This is a genomic window from Kitasatospora sp. NPDC059817, assembly GCF_042731835.1.
Lineage (GTDB): Bacteria > Actinomycetota > Actinomycetes > Streptomycetales > Streptomycetaceae > Kitasatospora.
The window spans coordinates 1-17,745 of record NZ_JBHWIR010000151.1 but is presented as its reverse complement, the minus strand read 5'-3'; the positions used below and the strand labels follow the sequence as shown (position 1 = coordinate 17,745).

Below are 17,745 nucleotides of genomic sequence, written 5' to 3'. Positions count from 1 at the left end.
GACACTCCGGGGATTTGGCGGGTCTCGCCGGCCTACCCCCCCCACCGGCGCGTGGCCCCCCCCCCGGCCCGCACCCTGCGGGCCGGGCCGCTGGCCGTCGCGCTGACCGCCGCCCTGGTGCTCGCGCTGACCGCCGCCGTGTCGTTCGGCGCGGTGGACATCCCGCCCGGCGAGGTCTGGTCGGTGGTCGCCCACCACCTCACCGGGCGGGCCCCCGAACCCGGCACCCGCGACCTCATCGTCTGGCAGCTGCGCGTCCCGCGCGCCCTGCTGGCGGCGACGGTCGGGGCCGGGCTCGGCCTGGTCGGCACGGCCGTGCAGGCCCTGGTCCGCAACCCGCTCGCCGACCCCTACCTGCTCGGCATCTCCTCCGGCGCCTCCCTCGGGGCGGTCGCGGCGATCGTCCTCGGCACCTCGCTCGGCCTCGACCTCGCCTTCGGCAGCGCGCTCGGCCTCACCGTCTCCCTGGCGGCCTTCGCCGGCGCGCTCGCCGCGTTCTCCCTGGTCTGGCTGGCGGCCCGGCGCGGCGGCGGCTTCTCCCCGCTGCGCCTGGTCCTCGCGGGCATCGCCATCGCACAGTTCCTCGGCGGCATCACCAGCTACCTCGTCCTGCAGACCCGCGACGAGCAGCAGACCCGTGGCGTGCTGTTCTGGCTGATGGGCAGTCTCGGCGGCGCGGTCTGGGCCCAACTAGCCGTCCCCGCCGTCGCGGTGGTGCTCGGGCTGGCCCTGCTCCAGGCCCGTGCCCGCGGGCTCAACGCGATGCTCATGGGCGACGAGACGGCCGCCGGGCTCGGCGTGGACGTCACCCGGCTGCGCCGGGAGGTCTTCGTCGTCACCAGCGTGCTGACCGGCGTGCTGGTCGCGGTCTCCGGCGCGATCGGCTTCGTCGGACTGATGGTGCCGCACGTCTGCCGCCTGCTCGTCGGCGGCGACCACCGGCGCCTGCTGCCGCTGTCCGCGCTCACCGGCGCACTGCTGCTGGTCGTGGTCGACACCGTGGCCCGCACCGCGCTGGACGGCCAGGAACTGCCGATCGGCGTGGTCACCGCCGTCCTCGGCGCCCCCACCCTGCTCTACCTGCTGGACCGACGACTGGAGCGCACGTGAGGATCGCCGTCGAGGACCTGAGCGTCACCCTGTCCGGGCGGGCGGTGGTGGCCGGCGTCCACCTGGTCGCCGAGGAGGGGGAGATCGCCGGCCTGGTCGGGCCCAACGGCAGCGGCAAGTCCAGCCTGCTGCGCACCGTCTACCGGCACCTGCGGCCGAGCGCCGGGCGGGTGCTGCTGGCCGGGCGCGACCTGGCCGGGCTGCGCCCCGCGCAGTCCGCCCGGCACATCGCCGCGCTGCCGCAGGAGCGGGGCGGGGACTTCGAGTTGAGCGTCCGCGAAGTGGTCGCGATGGGCCGCACCCCCTACAAGCGGTCGTTCGCCGGCGACGACGCCGAGGACCACCGGATCACCGCCGACGCGCTGGCACGGGTCGGCATGGCGGACGCCGCCGACCGCCGCTTCGCCCAACTGTCCGGGGGCGAACGGCAACGGGTGCTGCTGGCCCGCGCGCTGGCCCAGCAGCCGGACGTCCTGGTGCTGGACGAGCCGACCAACCACCTGGACGTCCGGCACCAGGTCGAACTCCTCGCCCTGCTGCGGGACCAGCGCCGCACCACCCTGGTCGCGCTGCACGACCTCAACGCGGCCGCCTCCGTCTGCGACCGGCTGCACGTCCTGCACCGCGGCGCCCTGGTGGCCTCCGGGGCGCCGCGCGAGGTGCTGACCGCGGAGCTGCTGGCCGAGGTGTTCGGCGTCCGGGCGGCAGTGGTCGAACACCCGCTCACCGGTGACCCGTTGATCGCCTTCGACCACCGAACCCCGGCCGTCCCGACCCCGGCCGTCCCGACCGCCCCGGCTCCGGTGGAGGGTGTCGGGGCCGGGGCGGATGCTGGTGGGGCGGGGGTCGCCGGGGTGGACGCCGCCGGGGTGGAGCCCGCGCGTCAGAGCGCCTCGTAGTGGCTCGGCCGGCCGTCGAGTTCGACCAGCCGGCCGCGCTGCGCGGCGTCCTCGCTGCGTAGCAACTCCCAGTCCCCGTCGGCGCGGTGGAGTACCGAGGAGTGCCAGGGCGTCATCCAGGCGTCGGCGGCCTCCAGCAGCCGGATGCCGAACTTCGGTGCGCCCGCCGGTTGCGGGTGGATGGACAGCCGGACCGACCGGGGGTGCTGCTCGGCGATCAACTCGCCCCAGGCGCGGCTGCGCTGGATCACCCCGTACGCGCGGCGGCGGCAGTCGCGCTGCAGGGCGGAGCGGGTGCCGGTGAAGCCGACGGTGTCGTCGGTCAGGAAGCGGGTGATGCCGCGGTAGAGCCGCAGGGTCTCCTCGTCCGTCAGCACCTGCTCGCGCAACTCCTCGACACTCGGCGCGTACTGGGCGTGCACCCGGGCGCGCTTGTCGTCGTACGGCAGGTCGCCGAGGACGTCCCGCAGGTCGAAGGTGGCGAGGTGGGCGAGGTCCTCGCGCCCGATCATCGCCGTCAACTCGTCGGAGTACTCGTCGATGTGGTCGTCGGGGACGTGGACGAGGTCGCCGAAGATGTGCCCGTCCGAGCAGATCAGGATCCGCGCGCCGGGCTCGTAGTACCCGCCGATCTCCGCGCAGAGCCCGTCGAGGAAGGTGAGCGACAGCCGTTCGCCCTCGTCGGGCAGGTGGCTGAGCACCTTCGCGGGGTTCGGCGACTTGCAGGGGAAGCCGGGCAGGGTGAAGCGGATCGGGTCGCCGGCGGTGATGAAGTCCTTCAACTGGGCCAGCTGGAACGGGAAATGCTCGGGCTTGGCGTCCAGTCCCGGGTCGGAGGCGCGGCGGTGCGGCAGCAGCAGGCCGAGGATCCGGGCGGCGAGCCGTGCGGCGTCCTGCTGGTCGGTGCCGCCCCCGGTGTTCGCGGGCTCCGGTGCGGGCTCCGGCGCGGGCGTGGGCGCAGGTGCGGTGTGGTGGTGGCGGGTGGAAACGGTGCCGGCGGGCGGCATGGTGGTCCTCCGTGGAAGGTGGTGCGGGCGTGGAGCGGACGCCGGGCCGACGTCGGGCGGACGTCGGCGGGCGGGCGCGGCCGCGGGGTGTTCGCAGGGTGGCCGAGGGCCCCGGCTCAGGCGCGCCGGTCGTAGCCGACGGGCAGCCGGTTGACCCCGCGCGCCAGGACGGCGGGGATCCAGGCGAGGGAGTCCAGGTCCTCGTCGGCAGCCTCGGACGGGCGCAGTCCGGGCAGCCGGGTGAGCAGGGTGGCGACGGCGGTCTGGAGTTCGGCCCGGGCCAGGGCGGCGCCGGGGCAGTAGTGGATGCCGTGGCCGAAGGCGAGATGGGCGTTGGGCGTGCGGTCGAGGTCGAGGCGGTCCGCGTCCGGGAACCGCGTCTCGTCCCGGTTGGCGGCGCACAGCGAGACGATCACCGAGTCGCCGGCCGGGACGGTGGTCCCGAACAGGTCTCCGTCCTCGGCGAGGAACCGCCAGGTGGTGAGCTCGAACGCGGCGTCGTGGCGCAGCAGTTCCTCCACCGCGCGGGCCAACAGGCCGGGGTCGTGGGCGGGCCCCTCGGAGAGGGAGTCGCGCAGCCGGGCGAGCTGGTCGGGGTGGCGCAGCAGCGTGATCAGCATGGTGGTGATCTGGTTGGTGACCGGCTCCTGGCCCGCGACCAACAGCTGGAACACCATGGAGTCCAGCTCCTCGCGGCTCAACTCGCCCGCGTCGTGGGCGGCGACGAGCCGGCCCAGCAGGTCGGCGCCGGCCGTGTCCGGGTCGTGCCGGTCGTGGCCATCGGAGGGGTTCCCGGCGCGCTTGTGGGCGACCACGTCGGCGATGTACGTCTGGAGGCCGCGCAGCCGCGCCTCGTACGCCGGACGGCCCGGGTCGTGCGGGCCGACGGGCTGCACGACCTTGCCCCAGTCGCGGTCGAATCGCACCGCCAACTCGGCCGGCAGGCCGATCACTTCGGCGAGCACCCGGAACGGGAAGTGCGCCGCGAAGCCGGCCACCAGATCGGCGCCGCCGGTCTCGGGCAGTTCGTCGACCAGCGCGTCGGCCAGCTCCTGGAAGCGCGGGCGCAACGACTCCACCCGGCGCGGCGCGAAGGCGTCCAGGACGAGCCGGCGCATCGTGGTGTGCTTGGGCGGGTCCTGGTGCAGCAGGTGGACCTGCAACTGGGAGTGCTGCGGCTCGGGCATGATCGACGCCAGCTTGTGCCAGTTCTCGTTGCCCAGTGCGTGGTTCTTGCCGAACCTGGGGTCGTTGAGGGTCTCGTGGGCGGCCTGGTAGCCGGTGACCAGCCAGGCGTGGATGCCGCTCGGGAACTCCACCCGGTGCACCGGCCCGGCCTCGCGCATCCGCCGGTAGAGCGGGTACGGGTCGCTCTTGTACGCGGGGCCGTACAGCGGTACTGGGTCCGGGAGTTGGTCGTACCCGTACGGGCAGCGCGGTTCGTCCGCCGGGTGGGCCGGCGCCGGATCGTGGACGGTGTCGGTCATCTGCGGTGTTCCTCCGGTGGTGCGGGCATGGCGGGGTGCGGGCTCTCGGGTATGGGCTCTGGGGTACGGGCTCTGGGCATGCGGGCGTTGGGAGTTGGGGAGGCGCGGTCCGGCAGGCTCAGGTCCGTGGACGGCGGTGCAGGGCGAGCAGGGCCACGGCCGTCGCCGCGACCAGGGCGGCCAGGGCGATGCCCGTCCGGGTGCCGGTGGTGGCGCGGTCGCCGGCCAGCGCGGCGGCGCCGGCCAGGGCCGGGCCGAGGGCGAAGCCCAGGCTGCGGGCCAGTTGGACGGCGGAGCCTGCGGTGGCGAGCTTCCCGGGGGGCGAGGCGGTCATCACCAGGGCCTGGGTGGGGCCGCCGTTGAGGCCCATCCCGACACCGGCCAGGGCGAGCCGCCAGGCGATGTCGGCGGCGGACCAGCCGGTGTCCAGCGGGACGAGCAGCGCCAGGCCGAGGGTGGTGACGGCGGCGCCGGCGAGCGCGGTCGGGCGGGCGCCCCAGCGGTCGGCCAGCCGTCCGCCGACCCGGCCGGCCAGCACCATGCCGAGCGGGAAGGCCAGCATGGTGAGCGCGGTGGCGGTGGCGCTCTCGCCGCCCGGACCGCGCAGGTGCTGGGCGAGCAGGTAGTGGCAGGCCGCGAAGCCGGCGGCGAGGGCCAGCACCGACGCGTTGACCCCGACGGTTCCGGCGGCCCGCAGCACCTCGGCGACCGGCTTGCCCCCGGGGCGGCGCAGCCAGACCAGCACCAGGGGGGCGGCGGGCAGCGCCAGCAGCAGCCACAGCGGCGCCTCCGGGGCCAGGGTCAGCGCGAGCAGCACGGCGGCGACGGCCGCGCCTATCAGGGCGGCGTCGCCGAGCGACGCCCGGTCGGGCGGGCGCAGGCGGCCCCGCCGCGGGGCGTACCGGCGCACGATCAGCACGGCGGCCAGGCAGACCGGCAGCTTGATCAGGAAGACCGCCCGCCAGCCGAAGTGGTCCAGTAGCAGGCCGCCGATGACCGGCCCGGTGACGGCGCCGAGCGGGCCGAGCGTCGCCGGGATGCTCATCGCCCGTCCGCGCGATTCGGGGCGGACGGAGGTGGCGGCCAGCACCGGCATCAGGACGAACAGCACCGCGCCGAAGGCGCCCTGGAGTAGTCGGGCGGCGATCAGCCAGCCCGCCCAGGGGGCGAGGGAGGCCAGCACGCTGCACGCGGCGAAGCAACTGACGGCGAGCAGCAGCGCCGAGCGGGTGCCCACCTGGTCCAGCCAGCGCCCGGCGGGCAAGAGGAGTGCCACCAGCGGGAGTTGGTAGCCGAGGGTGGCCCACTGGGCGACCCCGGCGGACACGTGCAGGCTGGCCGAGATGTCGGTGAGGGCCAGGTTGACCACGTTCATGTCGAGCATCGCGACGAACGAGAGCAGCCCGGCGGCCACGACCAGGATCCACCGGTCTGCAGGTTCTGCCTGACTGTCCATCAACGTAGCGGCGGTCAGCGGCTGTTGCGCTGCCATGAAGTCCCTCCGTTGCCCGACTGCTGTCCCGGACACCGCCTCGGCGGCGGGGTCCGGTACAGCAGTCGGAGGCGCGGGGGCTCCAGTTCCGAACATGTGAAGGAATTTTCGGACGGACAGACGGGGGCGGCGGACGGATGGCAACCGACAGCAGACAACTAACAACTAACAGATTTCGAAATCTGTTATCTGTTAGTTGTCATCTGTTACCCGCTACCGGCCCCCGCTCAGCAGGCCGCTGCGAGTTCCCCGCCCTCGGCCGCTCGGAGCCGGGCTATCAGCTCCTCCCGGGCGCGGGCGACTCGGGAGCGCACGGTGCCGATCGGGCAGCCGGCGACCTCGGCCGCCTCGGCGTAGCTCAGGCCGACCATCTGGGTGAGGACGAAGGCCTCCCGCCGCTGGGCGGGCACCCGGTCGAGCAGGTCCCCGAGCGCGACGCCGTCCTCGAACCCGGCTGCCGGTTCGGCCCCCTGCCGCTCCGCCGCCTCCTGCCAGTCCGGCAGCGCCGCGCAGCGCGGTCGGGCGGCGGCCGTCCGGTACCGGTCGATCACCGTGCGCCGGGCGATCGACAGCAGCCAGGTGCGGGCCGAGGAGCGGCCGGCGAACGCGGGCAGGCCGCGCAGCGCGCGCAGGAAGGTCTCCTGCGCGAGGTCGTCGGCGGACTGGACGTCGGTGAGGTGGGCGACGAACCGCCAGACGTCCCGCTGGGTGGCGCGGACGAAGGCCTCGACGTCCGGGGCCCGGCCCGCGCGGGCGGTCAGTGCGAGCGCGGTGAGCTGCTCGTCATCCACGGTGGCCTCCCACCCGGCCGGTCCCACCGTGAGGGCAGTGCGGGACGATGGTCGTATGAGATGCGCGCAGTTCCGTACCGCCCTGTCGGCCCGGCTCGACGGCGAACCGACCGGACTGTCGGGTGGCCGGCTGGACGGGCACGTCGCGCGCTGCGCCGGTTGCCGTGCGTGGCTGGAGCGGGCCGAGCAACTGCGCGGCCGCGTCCGGGCGAGCGCCGCCGTCGGCCCGTCGGACGAGTGGTCGGCCCGCTTGCTGGACGGACTCGGCGTGCGGGGGCTCGGGGGCGGTCAGGCTCCGGACGGGCCGGAGGCCGTGGAGCGGTAGGACGGTGGCGCCGGCCCAAGCCGGTGCGCCGTCGTAGTCAGGCATGCGAAGGTCCTGAGGGGAGGGCTGGGAGCGGCGCCACCCGAGGCGGCGCCGCCGGCGTCCATGGGACTTCCGCGCGGCCCGCGGCGCCTCCACGGAGGAGGCGGCGGGCGGGCGCGGGTCCGGGCCCTGGCGGCACGGCGGCGAAGGCGCGGCCGAGCGGCAGGGCGACCTGCCCGCCGAGCGAACCCCGTGGGCCCTGCGGTCCCCGGCGGCGGTGGGCTGCCGGGCGGTAGGCGCAGGAGTGGGGACGGCGGGCGCGTCAGCAGGCGAGGGCGAGCGCCGGCGGGCCGCGCCGGACCACGGCATGAGTGAGCAGCACCGACCGGGATGGCCGGGTCCGGCCGCCGGTGGGTCGGGGTGCAGCCGGCGGGCGGTAGCCGAAGGGGCGCGCGAACAGCGCCAGTAGCGGGAGCACCAGCACTCCCGCGACCACGGTGCCGAGCGCGCCGAGCAGGTCGAAGAGCCGGACCAGCGCGGCGTCACCGCGCCACAGCAGCAGCGCGCAGGCCAGCGCGGCGAGCGCGTGGGCGGCGATCATCCCGAAGGACATCCCGTGCGCCATGTCGTGTGCCATGCCGTGTGCCGTCCCGGAGGGCATCCCGTGTGCGGCGGATGCTCCGGACAGGCCCGACGTACCCGGCATGCCGGGCATCCCCGCCATCCCGGCCGCGTCCAGCGCCGTCCCATCGGCCGAAGCCGAAGCCGAAGCCGAAGCCGAAGCCGAAGCGGACGCGGAGACCGACGCGGACGTGGATACCGATACCGGGGCGGAAACCACACCCGCCGCCGTCCCGTGGTGCATGCCCGCCATGGTGTGCAGGCCGTTGGCGGCGGGCGGGACGTCCGGGTCGAGGCCCGCCATCCGGGCCAGCTCGACGGGGGAGAGCCCGCCGGGGATCCGCTCGGGGTTGCAGAGCAGCAGCGCGGCCCAGTCCGTGGTGGCGAGCCGGCCGAGACCGCCGCCTCCCCGGCCGAACGCCGCGGCCTGTTCGAACAGCAGGTGCAGCGCGCTCTGGGCCGCGACCATCCAGGCGCTGATCGCGCCGAGCCCGCGCCGCTTGCCGGCGAGCAGCCAGGTCAGACCGAGGACGGCCCCGAACGCGCCGATCAGCACCGGTGGTGAGACCCCGGCTCCGGCCATGGCGACGTGCGCCGCGGCGGCCAGCGCCACGCACAGCGCGGCGAAGACCACGGCGCGCAGCAGGCGGATCCGGTCGGTCATCACGATGGCACTCATCGTCGCACCCGCCCCGCCCGGCCCGGACCGCACCCTCCGGTATTGGCCGGTTCCACCCCGTGAGACCATGCCCGGCCCCGTGCCTCCGTGTGTCGAGAGTCCGGCCCGGCCGCCGCAGCAGCCCGTTTGTACGACCATCGACGCGGTTTGACATCACCCCCCGCTTGCTCACTAAATGTGCACACCCCGGTACCGATAGTGGTTGCCGGGCGGACGCCGAACGCGAAGCAGGAGGCCCGGCCATGGAGACCTCGACCGGCTTGGCGGCCCCCGCCGCCGACCTCGCCGACCCCCGCTTCTGGCAGCTGCCCGCCCCCGCCCGCGCGGCCGCCTTCGCCGAACTGCGCCGACGCCCCGCGCCGGTGTTCTTCGGCGATCCCGCCACCGGCCGGGGCTTCCACGCGCTGGTCCGCCACGCCGACGTGGTCGAGGCCAGCCGCACCCCCGCGGTGTTCCTCAGCGGCCCCGGCGTCACCACCCCGGAACCGCCCCGCTGGGTCCGGCTGGTGTTCGGCGACTCGATGGTCAACCTCGACGACCCCCGGCACGCCCAACTGCGCAGGATCGTCTCGCGAGCCTTCACCCCCCGGCTGCTCGGCCAGGTCGAGGAGGACATCCGCCGCGTCGCCACCCGCCTGGTCGACGACGTCGAGCGGCGGCGGCCGGAGGACTTCGTCACCTCCGTGGCCGCCGAGCTCCCCTTCCAGGTGATCTGCACCATGATGGGGATCCCGGAACATCCGCGCCGAATGATCCTGGACCAGGTCAACCACGCCTCCGAGAACATCGGCGTGGCCCGCCCGCTGCGCTGCCGGATCCGGATGCCCGGGCGCGGGCTGCTGGCGCTGGCCCGCATGCAGGGCATGGTCGCCTCGATCGGTCGTGAGCGTCGCCGCCGGCCCACCGAGGACCTGATCTCAGCCCTGGTCACCGCCGACGTGGACGGCCGCCGGCTCACCGGACGCGAACTCGGCGCGTTCTTCTCCCTGCTGCTGGTCGCCGGCGTGGAGACCACCCGCAACGCGCTCGCCCACGGCCTGCACCTGCTGACCGCGCACCCGGAGCAGCGCGCCCTGCTGCTCGCGGACCTCGACGGGGGGCTCGGCGGTGCGGTCGACGAGATCATCCGCCACGCCACGCCGATCATCCACTTCCGCCGGACCCTCGCCGTCGACCACGAGCTCGGCGGCCCCGGGGGCCCGCTGCTGCGCGCGGGGGAGAAGGTCGCCCTGTTCTTCGGCTCGGCCAACCGGGACGAGACGGTCTTCCCCGACCCGGACGCGTTCGACATCACCCGCACGCCCAACCCCCACCTCGGCTTCGGCGGCGGAGGGCCGCACTACTGCATCGGGGCGCACCTGGCCCGGCAGGAGATGAAGGTGCTGTTCCGCGAGCTGTTCGCCCGGCTGCCCGAGGTGCGGTCGGTCGGCGAGCCGGACATCGTGCCGTCCAACTTCGACCACCGGGTCCGGTCGCTGCGCTTCACGTTCTGAACCCTCCGAGTCCTCTGAGCACTCTGAACTCTCCGAGCCTCCGAGCCTCCGGACCCCCTGAACTGTGCCTGGCCCGGCCGTTGGCCCTATCCGACCGGTTCCCAGACCGCGTGGTCGTGCGCGAACAGAACCCGGCGCGGCCCGTACTCCGCCACCCGGTCCAGCCAGGCCCGGTAACCGGGCAGCGGCGCGGCCACGCCCTCGCGCGACGCCCGCCGGGCGAGCACCGCCTGGCCGTACTCGGACGCGAAGTCGTACGCCTGCCCGGCCAGCATCACCGCGCCGCCGCCGGGCCGCTCGACCACCAGTGACTGGTGGCCGCCGGTGTGCCCGGGCGTCGGCAGCACCCGTACGCCCGGCCAGACCTCCGTCTCGCCGTCCAGTTCGCGGTAGTCGGCGCCGGGGAAGTCGACCAGCGCGTCGATGGTGTACGCGCCGCGCCGGGCGGCGGCCAGTTCGGCCGCCTGGACGAGGACGGGCGTGCCGGCGAGCAGCGGATTGCCGCCGCAGTGGTCGAAGTGGAGGTGGCAGTTGACCACCAGGTCGATGTCGGCGCAGGCGACGCCGACGGCCGCGAGCGCCTCCGTCAGCGGGCGGCGGACCGGGCGGTAGTGCGCTTCGGTCTCGGGCTCGCCTGCGCCGATCCCGGTGTCGAACAGCAGCAGCCCCTCCGGGCGGCGGACCAGGTACGCGAGGACCGGCTCCACCCGCGGCTCCGGGCCGCCCACCTCGGACGCAGGCCGGACGAAGTACCCGAGATCGAGGCGGCGGACCGCGTGCATGGAGCTCCCCTTGTCGCGCTGTCCCCCGTACGGGCGGCCGCGGCGGCCCCCGTTCGCAGCCTACCCGCCGATCGGCAGCCCTCGGTCGGCCTTCACCTGCTTCATCGTCAGATGCGAGTTGACCTGCGCGATCCCCGGCAGGCCCGAGAGCACGTCGGTGATGAAGCGCTCGTACGCGGCGATGTCGGCCACCGCGATGCGCAGCAGGTAGTCGGGTTCCCCGAAGAGGCGGTGCGCCTCCACCACTTCCGGCAGCTCCGCCACCCGGCGTTCGAACTCGGCGACCGTCACCTGATCCTCGTGACGCATGGTGATCGTGACGAAGGGTTGGAAGCCGCGTCCGACCGCCGTGCCGTCCAGAAGCGCCCGGTAGCCGCGGATCACGCCGTCCTGCTCCAGTTGTCGGACCCGGCGCAGGCAGGGGGAGGGGGTGAGGTCCACCCGGGCGGCCAGGTCGGCGTTGGTCAGGCGGCCGTCCTGCTGGAGCTCGCGGAGGATTCTGCGGTCGATTCGGTCCATGGCGCAATATTCTGCCAAAAGGCGGGCCGGACCAGCAGGAAGTGGCCATCGCGTGCCAGGGCTATCCGGCTACCTTCAGTGACCGAACGCACCGGACAGGTGCCGCGAGGATCACCGGACCAACGGCCGGGACCCGCCCGAACGAGCACGACAGGTCACCGCCACCCATGGACACCCACGCCCTCCTTCTCTTCCTCGGAGTCGACCTGCTGCTGGTCTGCACACCGGGGCCCGACTGGCTCTACATCGCCGCCCGAGGCCTCGGCCAGGGTCGGCGCGCCGCCTTCATCGCGGTCGGCGGCGTCTGCGCCGGCTACGCCGTCCACACCCTGCTCTCCAGCGCCGGCCTGGCCGCCGCGCTGCGTGCCGTCCCCGCCGCCCTGCCCGTCCTGCGCCTCACCGGCGCCGCGTACCTGCTGGTGCTGGCCGTCACCATGCTGCTCGCGCTGCGCAAGAGCGGGGGCGCCACGGCCCTCACCGAGCCCAAGCCGCAGCCCACCGCGACCGTGCTGCGCCAGAGCATGCTGACCGCCCTGCTCAACCCCAAGGGGCTGCTGCTCTACCTCTCCCTGGTGCCGCAGTTCGTCGAGCCGGGCGCCGCGCTGCCGGTCGGCGGGCAGGTGCTCGCCCTCGGCTCGCTCAACGTGCTGGCCTGCGCCGTCGTGTACGGGCTGGTCGCGCACGCCAGCGGACGCCTGGGCGGCCGGCTCGGCGGCACCCCGCGTGCGGCGCGCCGGATGACCCTCGTCTCGGCGGTGCTGCTGATGCTGGTGGCGGGCGTCACGGCGAGCGCCTGAGAACGGGAGCACAATGCCGGGCATGACAGAGCGTCCGACCTTCCCCGGCACCTGGCCCGCCGATCAGCCCGCGTCCACCGATCAGCCCGCCGCCGGAGGGGAACCTGCGGACCGGCCCACCGCCGACCTCTGGGCCGCCCTCGGCGGATCGGCCGAGCTGCTGGGGCGGGTCTCCTTCCACGGCCCCGGCGACGTCCTGGCCTCCGGCCTGCCGGTGCGCAGGCTCGCCCGGGCCACCGTGGCCGCCTGCTCGCTGGCCGCCGCCGAACTCGCCGCCCACCGCGCCGGCGGCCTGATCCCCGCCGTCCGGGTGGACCAGGGCGCCGTCGCCACGGCCTTCGTCAGCGAACGCCACCTGACCGTCGACGGCCGCACGCCCGTCAGCTTCGCCCCGCACTCCGGCTTCTGGCGCGCCGCCGACGGCTGGGTCCGCACCCACGCCAACTACCCGCACCACCGCACCCGACTGCTCGCCGCCCTCGACCTGCCCGCCGACGCCGGGCCCGAAATGCTCGCCAAGCTGCTGGGCGAACTGCCGGCGGAGCAGGTCCAGGAGCGGGCGTTCGAAGCGGGGGCGCTCGCCGTGGCCGTCACGCCGGTGAGTGCCACCACGCACCCCCTGATGGAGAGCCGGGTGACCGGCACCGCGCCCGTCCGCCCGCTCGGCGACGCCGGCCCGGAGCGGCCCGCCGCCGGGATCCGCGTCCTCGACCTCACCCGGGTCATCGCCGGCCCGGTCGCCACCCGGACCCTCGCCCTGCTGGGCGCCGACGTCCTGCGCGTCGACCCGCCCCACCTCCCCGAGGCCGACGACGCCCACGCCGACACCGGCTTCGGCAAGCGCTCCACCCGCCTCGACCTCGCCGATCCCGCCGACCGCGCCGTCTTCGACGGCCTGCTCGCCACCGCCGACGTCCTCGTCACCGGCTACCGCCCCGGCGCCCTCGACGCGCACGGCCTCGCCCCCGACGCACTGTCGGCCCGCCACCCCGGCCTGATCGTCGCGCAGCTCTGCGCCTGGGGCTGGGCCGGCCCCTGGGCCGGCCGTCGCGGCTTCGACAGCCTCGTCCAGGCCGGCGTCGGCATCGCCGCCCACGAGGCCGGCCCCGACGGCCGCCCGGGCGTACTGCCCGCCCAGGCCCTCGACCACGGCACCGGCTACCTCGTCGCCGCCGCCATCCTGCGCGCCCTCACCGAGCAGCGCACCGGCCGGCCCGGCGGCCGCCACCTGCGGTTCTCCCTCGCCGGTACGGCCTCGTGGCTGCTGCACGGCATCCCGCCCGAGGCGCCCGCCCCTGCTGCCCCGGCGGACGCTGCCCCGGCGGACGGTGCCCCGGCGGACGGCGCTCCGGCGGACGGTGCTCCGGACACCGGGGCGTACGACCCGGCCCGGTGGCTCGCCGAGACCGACTCCGCCTACGGACGGCTGCGCCACGCCCTGCCGCCCATCGCCTACACCGGCGCGCCCACCGACTGGTCCCGCCCGCCGGGGCGCTGGGGGACGGACGCGCCGGTCTGGCTCTGAGGACGCCGCGCAACCGCCGCCCCGGCCGGCGGTGTCACAGGCAGCTGGCAGCATCGGCGCATGACTGCACACGCCACCGACTACACCTGGTTCGAGCAGCGCTACCCCATCCCCGGGGCGGCCCACTGCCTGACGCTGGTCGAGGGGATCACCGCCGACGAACTGCTGCGCCGCTTCGGCGCCCTGCCCGGTCGGGAGGTCACCGGCCTGGACGCCGTGGTCGCGGCCTGGGAGACCTTCGACGACGGGGAGGACGAGGAGGCGGAGGCCCGGATCGAGCCGGAGGACGACCGGCTGCTCGTCGCCGTCACCGAACTCGACGGGTGGGCCGTCGTCGTCGAGGTCTTCGGCTACCTCGGCAGCCTGCCCGACGTCATCCGCCGCCTCGCCGACGGCACCCGGCTGGTCTCGCACTTCCGGAACGCCGTCGCGGTGGACCACTTCAACTGGTGGGAGCAGGGCAGCTGCCGGCTCCAGTTCGAGCCGCTGTTCCCCACCCAGCGGCACGGTTCGGACGCCGACGCCCCCGGTGTCCCCGCGCTGCTGACGGCCTGCGGCTTCCAGCTCGACGGGGAGGGTCACGACCTGCACACCGAGGCCGCGTTCGCGCTGGCCGAGCGGCTGACGGACGTCCGGCTCACGCCGGAACGGCTGGAGGCCGCCACATTCCGGATCGGCTACGCGCCGACGCGCTAGCTACGGAGTGAGACCCGTGGAGTCAGGCCCGTGAGGTCAGGCCGTGGAGTCAGACCCCCGCCGGGATCTGTTTGGCCCGGCCGCGCATCTGGAGGGCCGTCACGATCTCGATCAGTCCGAGGATCACCAGCCAGCAGCCGGCCAGGACGGCCAACGCGGCGATCGAACCGACCGGCCAGACCAGTAGCAGCACACCGGCCACCGTGTTGGCCACGCCTGCGAAGGCCTGCCAGCCACGGGCCGGCATCGCCGGGTCGGAGACCGCGGCGGCGAGCTGGGTGATGCCCCGGAACAGCCAGCCGATGCCGATCCAGATCGCCAGCAGGAGCAGCGACTGCGCCGCGCTGCGGAAGCAGAGCAGCCCCAGCAGGACGCAGATCGCCCCGCTGATGAAGGCCAGCACCCGCAGCGCGGTGGTCGCGTGGGTGCCGAACGCGGCGATCAGCTGCACGATGCCGATGACCAGCAGGTAGAGGCCGAACAGCACGCCCACCACCAGCAGGGTCTCCTTCGGCCAGACGAAGACGACGATTCCGAGGGCCAGCGAGACGATTCCGGCGAGTAGCAGGACCTGCCAGGCGGCCTTGGCGAGTTGGCCGAGCGGACCCTGGACCGGGGAACCGTCGGGGGTGATGATCGGGGAAACCACGGTGGTGTACTCCTCGGGGCCGGGGACGGGCAGGGGCCGAACCCCAGCCTGGCCGGGCCACTGCCGACCGGCGCGTCGGGTACGGCCGTTCGGGGGACGGAGACAAGAGAGGGGGGGGAGAGGAAGCGGAGGGGGATGGAAGGGGGCGGGAGAGGGCGTGCGGAGGAGACGAATGTTCGATGGAGTGGCTCCGCTGGTCTTCCGGTCGCCGGAACGACACCGTCCGGCCACCTGCCGTCGATATCATCCGGCGGTATGACTTCTGAAGGGTGGGGGACCCGTTCGGTAGAGCCGGTCAGTCAGCACTACATCGTCTGCGGGGGCAACGCACTGGCCCACCGACTGGTCCTGGAACTCGTCGAGCACTACGAGGTCCCGGTCGTCGTCCTGGTCGCCGATCGCACCCGCGACCACGCGCCGCAGATCGAGCAACTCCCCGGCGTCGCCGCCGTCGTCGAGTACGCCAGCATCACCGACGAGGCGCTGCGCGAGGTGTCGATCGACACCGCCCGCGGCCTCGCCCTCGTCGAGGGCAGCGACCAGGACAACATCCACGCCGCGCTCAGCGCCCAAGGCCACAACCCGGACATCCGGATCGTGCTCCGGATGTTCAACCAGCGCCTCGGTGAGAACATCGAACGGCTGCTCAGGAACGGTGCCGCGCTCTCCGGATCCGCCACCGCCGCACCCGCCTTCGCCGCGGCGGCGCTCGGGCGGCCCAACTCGGTCGAGATCGGTGGACGCTTCCTGCACATCGCCTTCGACGAGGCCATCACCTCCGACCGGATCTGCGTGGTCGCCGACCACATCGACCGCCAGGACCTCAGCAAGATCCGCCTGCTGCCCGAACAGCGCGGCGACTCGGCCGACTTCGTCCGGCTCGCCAGCGAGTTCGGCGACGACGGGCCGGTCCGCCCCGGTGGCGTCCGCCGCGAAGCGGAACCGGAGCCGGCGCCCGAGGAGGAACCGGACGGCGTGGCCGCCCTCCAAGCGCTGCGCATCGAACCCAGGGAACCGATCAGCTGGGCGCGGCGGGCGCGCTGGCGGCTGCTCGACATGATGCGCTTCTTCACCAGCGCCCGGATGCGGCTGGTGCTGCTCACCGCCCTCGCCGCGGTGCTGATGGCCTTCGGCGTGCTCTGGTACCTGAACCGGAATTTCGGCTGGACCCTCTACATCTCGCTGCTCGACCTCGCGGGCGCCGCCCAGCCCGACCAACTCGCCGACATCGCCGCCGGGACCGGGACGGGCGGACTGTGGCAGCGGGTGGCACAGGTGGTGATCACCATCTGCGGGATCACCTTCGCCCCGGTCGCCACCGCCATCGCGGTCGAGGTGCTCGGCTCCGGGCGGCGCGGGCAGCCCCGCAACCCCGGGGCCGGCACCCGGGACCACGTGATCGTCGTCGGCCTCGGCAACGTCGGCACCCGGGTCGCGGCCCAACTGCACGAACTGGGCGTGCCGGTGGTCTGCATGGAGCGTGACCCGCAGGCCCGCGGCATCGCCGCCGCCCGGGCGCTCGGCATCCCGGTGGTCCTGGGCGACGGCCCGTTCGAGGAGCAGTTGCGTCGCGCCCGGTTGAAGCACAGCCGGGCGCTGGTCGCGGTCAGCGGCGACGACGCCACCAACCTGGAGGCGGCCCTGGAGGCGCGCCACGGGAATCCCGAAGTCCGTGTGGTGGTGCGGCTGTTCGACGACAACTTCGCCGGGCACTTCTACGCGACGCTGGACAACGCGGCCTCGCGTTCGGTCTCGTACCTGGCCGCACCCGCCTTCGCCGCCGCCCTGATGGGGCGCGAGGTGCGCGGGATGCTGTCGGTGTTCCGGCACGTGCTGCTGATCGCCGAGTTGACGGTCGAGGACGGCAGCGGGCTGATCGGCATGAATCGGCACGACCTGGAGGACCCGGGCGGCGTCCGGGTGATCGCCGTCCGGTTCGCCCGCAGTGCGCAGTTGCAGTGGAACTTTCCCGACCGCACCCGGCGCCTCACCCCGGGCGACCAGATCGTGGTCGCCGCCACCCGTAGCGGGCTCGCCCGGCTCAACACGGCGCTGGTGGACGAGGTGTGACGGCGGCTGACGCATAACAGCTGACGGGTAACAGCCGACAGATAACACCTGACAGATAACAGCTAACAGATTTCAGATGACGAAATCTGTTAGCTGTTATCTGTTACTTGTCAGCTGTTACCTGTCAGCCGTCAGCCGTAAGCGGCCAGGTCACCGGTTGGTGAAGGATGGCGGGCGCTTCTCCGCGAACGCCGCCATGCCCTCCTTCTGGTCCGCCGTGGCGAACGCCGCGTGGAACAGCCGGCGCTCGAAGCGGACGCCCTCGGCGAGGGTCGTCTCGAAGGCGCGGTTGACGCTCTCCTTGAGCATGACCGCAGCCGGGGTGGACATCGCCGCGACGGTCTCGGCCACCGTCAGGGCCTCGGCCAGCAGCTGGTCCGCCGGGACGATCCGGGAGACCAGGCCGGCCCGCTCGGCCTCCTCGGCGCCCATCATCCGGCCGGTCAGGCACAGTTCCATCGCCTTCGCCTTGCCGACCGCCCGGGTCAGCCGCTGCGAGCCGCCGATGCCGGGGATGACACCGAGCTTGATCTCCGGCTGCCCGAACTTCGCGGTGTCCGCCGCCAGCAGGATGTCGCACAGCATCGCCAGCTCGCAGCCGCCGCCCAGCGCGAACCCGGCCACCGCCGCCACGACCGGCTTGCGCAGCGCGCCGAGCCGGTCCCAGGGGCCCAGCCAGTCGTCCAGGTAGACGTCCGGGAACCGGTTGCCCTGCATCTCCTTGATGTCGGCGCCGGCCGCGAACGCCTTCTCCGAGCCGGTGATCACCAGACAGCCCTGTCGCGTATACACAACAGACGCACCCCACGCGACTGCAAGTG

At 74.1% G+C, this 17,745-nt stretch carries 17 protein-coding genes; 8 read left to right on the top strand and 9 right to left on the bottom strand.

Annotated features, from left to right (window positions below; translation table 11 throughout):
* The first annotated feature begins 51 nt into the window (after positions 1–51).
* Both ACFV61_RS26655 and ACFV61_RS26650 read left to right on the top strand, forming a co-directional pair.
* Positions 52–1,110, top strand: a complete 1,059-nt coding sequence (locus ACFV61_RS26655) for a FecCD family ABC transporter permease (protein ID WP_380494303.1) — start codon at positions 52–54, stop codon at positions 1,108–1,110.
* Positions 1,107–2,009 (top strand): ABC transporter ATP-binding protein, encoded by a 903-nt coding sequence (locus tag ACFV61_RS26650; RefSeq protein WP_380494301.1) that lies wholly within the window; start codon positions 1,107–1,109, stop codon positions 2,007–2,009. Before ACFV61_RS26655 ends, ACFV61_RS26650 begins: the two co-directional genes overlap by 4 nt.
* Here the strand turns inward: ACFV61_RS26650 and ACFV61_RS26645 are convergent.
* The 4 genes from ACFV61_RS26645 to ACFV61_RS26630 all read right to left on the bottom strand — a co-directional run bounded on the left by ACFV61_RS26645 (position 1,994) and on the right by ACFV61_RS26630 (position 6,786).
* Positions 1,994–3,016, bottom strand: coding sequence for an L-tyrosine/L-tryptophan isonitrile synthase family protein (locus ACFV61_RS26645; RefSeq protein ID WP_380494298.1), 1,023 nt, complete (start codon positions 3,014–3,016; stop codon positions 1,994–1,996). The genes ACFV61_RS26650 and ACFV61_RS26645 overlap by 16 nt on opposite strands.
* A 116-nt stretch (positions 3,017–3,132) precedes the next feature.
* The gene (locus ACFV61_RS26640; protein ID WP_380494296.1) at positions 3,133–4,503 is read right to left on the bottom strand and encodes a cytochrome P450; all 1,371 of its coding nucleotides are present in this window, start codon (positions 4,501–4,503) and stop codon (positions 3,133–3,135) included.
* A gap of 118 nt (positions 4,504–4,621) precedes the next feature.
* The gene (locus ACFV61_RS26635; protein WP_380494294.1) at positions 4,622–5,995 is read right to left on the bottom strand and encodes an MFS transporter; all 1,374 of its coding nucleotides are present in this window, start codon (positions 5,993–5,995) and stop codon (positions 4,622–4,624) included.
* Between the two features lie 227 nt (positions 5,996–6,222).
* Positions 6,223–6,786, bottom strand: coding sequence for a sigma-70 family RNA polymerase sigma factor (locus tag ACFV61_RS26630; protein ID WP_079135986.1), 564 nt, complete (start codon positions 6,784–6,786; stop codon positions 6,223–6,225).
* 55 nt (positions 6,787–6,841) lie between these two features.
* On the opposite strand from ACFV61_RS26630, the gene ACFV61_RS26625 reads away from it, so the two are divergent.
* Complete coding sequence (locus tag ACFV61_RS26625) at positions 6,842–7,111, top strand: zf-HC2 domain-containing protein (RefSeq protein WP_063349868.1); 270 nt, start codon at positions 6,842–6,844, stop codon at positions 7,109–7,111.
* A 304-nt stretch (positions 7,112–7,415) separates the two neighbouring features.
* On the opposite strand, the gene ACFV61_RS26620 is transcribed toward ACFV61_RS26625, so the two are convergent.
* Entirely contained in the window at positions 7,416–8,393 is a 978-nt protein-coding gene (locus ACFV61_RS26620) for a hypothetical protein (protein WP_380494292.1), read from the bottom strand.
* A 242-nt stretch (positions 8,394–8,635) separates the two neighbouring features.
* Here ACFV61_RS26620 and ACFV61_RS26615 point away from each other — a divergent pair, with 242 nt between their 5' ends.
* A complete protein-coding gene (locus tag ACFV61_RS26615) occupies positions 8,636–9,886 on the top strand; it encodes a cytochrome P450 (protein ID WP_380494291.1) in 1,251 nt (416 codons plus the stop codon).
* A gap of 86 nt (positions 9,887–9,972) precedes the next feature.
* On the opposite strand, the gene ACFV61_RS26610 is transcribed toward ACFV61_RS26615, so the two are convergent.
* Together ACFV61_RS26610 and ACFV61_RS26605 are read right to left on the bottom strand one after the other, a co-directional pair.
* Positions 9,973–10,668 carry an N-acyl homoserine lactonase family protein gene (locus tag ACFV61_RS26610; RefSeq protein ID WP_063349871.1) on the bottom strand — a complete coding sequence of 232 codons (696 nt, stop codon included), beginning with the start codon at positions 10,666–10,668 and terminating at the stop codon, positions 9,973–9,975.
* Between the two features lie 60 nt (positions 10,669–10,728).
* On the bottom strand, positions 10,729–11,187 hold the full coding sequence (locus ACFV61_RS26605; protein WP_063349872.1) for an Lrp/AsnC family transcriptional regulator: 459 nt from the start codon (positions 11,185–11,187) through the stop codon (positions 10,729–10,731).
* Positions 11,188–11,354: 167 nt separating this feature from the next.
* Here ACFV61_RS26605 and ACFV61_RS26600 point away from each other — a divergent pair, with 167 nt between their 5' ends.
* Genes ACFV61_RS26600 through ACFV61_RS26590 form a run of 3 tightly spaced genes read left to right on the top strand, consistent with a single transcriptional unit; the run spans position 11,355 to position 14,205 of the window.
* Positions 11,355–11,984 (top strand): LysE family translocator, encoded by a 630-nt coding sequence (locus tag ACFV61_RS26600; protein WP_380494289.1) that lies wholly within the window; start codon positions 11,355–11,357, stop codon positions 11,982–11,984.
* Positions 11,985–12,006: 22 nt separating this feature from the next.
* A complete protein-coding gene (locus ACFV61_RS26595) occupies positions 12,007–13,509 on the top strand; it encodes a CoA transferase (RefSeq protein WP_380494287.1) in 1,503 nt (500 codons plus the stop codon).
* 60 nt (positions 13,510–13,569) lie between these two features.
* On the top strand, positions 13,570–14,205 hold the full coding sequence (locus tag ACFV61_RS26590; RefSeq protein WP_063349874.1) for a DUF6461 domain-containing protein: 636 nt from the start codon (positions 13,570–13,572) through the stop codon (positions 14,203–14,205).
* A 49-nt stretch (positions 14,206–14,254) separates the two neighbouring features.
* On the opposite strand, the gene ACFV61_RS26585 is transcribed toward ACFV61_RS26590, so the two are convergent.
* Positions 14,255–14,854: an HdeD family acid-resistance protein gene (locus ACFV61_RS26585; protein WP_063349875.1), complete on the bottom strand. Its 600-nt coding sequence runs from the start codon at positions 14,852–14,854 to the stop codon at positions 14,255–14,257.
* Between the two features lie 255 nt (positions 14,855–15,109).
* Here ACFV61_RS26585 and ACFV61_RS26580 point away from each other — a divergent pair, with 255 nt between their 5' ends.
* A complete protein-coding gene (locus ACFV61_RS26580; RefSeq protein ID WP_380428117.1) occupies positions 15,110–16,924 on the top strand; it encodes an NAD-binding protein in 1,815 nt (604 codons plus the stop codon).
* Positions 16,925–17,074: 150 nt separating this feature from the next.
* Here ACFV61_RS26580 and ACFV61_RS26575 read toward each other — a convergent pair whose 3' ends face one another.
* Positions 17,075–17,716, bottom strand: a complete 642-nt coding sequence (locus ACFV61_RS26575) for an enoyl-CoA hydratase-related protein (RefSeq protein WP_380494285.1) — start codon at positions 17,714–17,716, stop codon at positions 17,075–17,077.
* Between the last annotated feature and the right edge of the window lie 29 nt (positions 17,717–17,745).

Coding starts and splice junctions, on each gene's coding strand:
- ACFV61_RS26615 (WP_380494291.1), top strand. CDS start 8,636: ATGGAGACCTCGACCGGCTTGGCGGCCCCCGCCGCCGACCTCGCCGAC.
- ACFV61_RS26590 (WP_063349874.1), top strand. CDS start 13,570: ATGACTGCACACGCCACCGACTACACCTGGTTCGAGCAGCGCTACCCC.
- ACFV61_RS26595 (WP_380494287.1), top strand. CDS start 12,007: ATGACAGAGCGTCCGACCTTCCCCGGCACCTGGCCCGCCGATCAGCCC.
- ACFV61_RS26625 (WP_063349868.1), top strand. CDS start 6,842: ATGAGATGCGCGCAGTTCCGTACCGCCCTGTCGGCCCGGCTCGACGGC.
- ACFV61_RS26645 (WP_380494298.1), bottom strand. CDS start 3,016: ATGCCGCCCGCCGGCACCGTTTCCACCCGCCACCACCACACCGCACCT.
- ACFV61_RS26605 (WP_063349872.1), bottom strand. CDS start 11,187: ATGGACCGAATCGACCGCAGAATCCTCCGCGAGCTCCAGCAGGACGGC.
- ACFV61_RS26620 (WP_380494292.1), bottom strand. CDS start 8,393: ATGAGTGCCATCGTGATGACCGACCGGATCCGCCTGCTGCGCGCCGTG.
- ACFV61_RS26580 (WP_380428117.1), top strand. CDS start 15,110: ATGACTTCTGAAGGGTGGGGGACCCGTTCGGTAGAGCCGGTCAGTCAG.
- ACFV61_RS26635 (WP_380494294.1), bottom strand. CDS start 5,995: ATGGCAGCGCAACAGCCGCTGACCGCCGCTACGTTGATGGACAGTCAG.
- ACFV61_RS26610 (WP_063349871.1), bottom strand. CDS start 10,668: ATGCACGCGGTCCGCCGCCTCGATCTCGGGTACTTCGTCCGGCCTGCG.
- ACFV61_RS26640 (WP_380494296.1), bottom strand. CDS start 4,503: ATGACCGACACCGTCCACGATCCGGCGCCGGCCCACCCGGCGGACGAA.
- ACFV61_RS26600 (WP_380494289.1), top strand. CDS start 11,355: ATGGACACCCACGCCCTCCTTCTCTTCCTCGGAGTCGACCTGCTGCTG.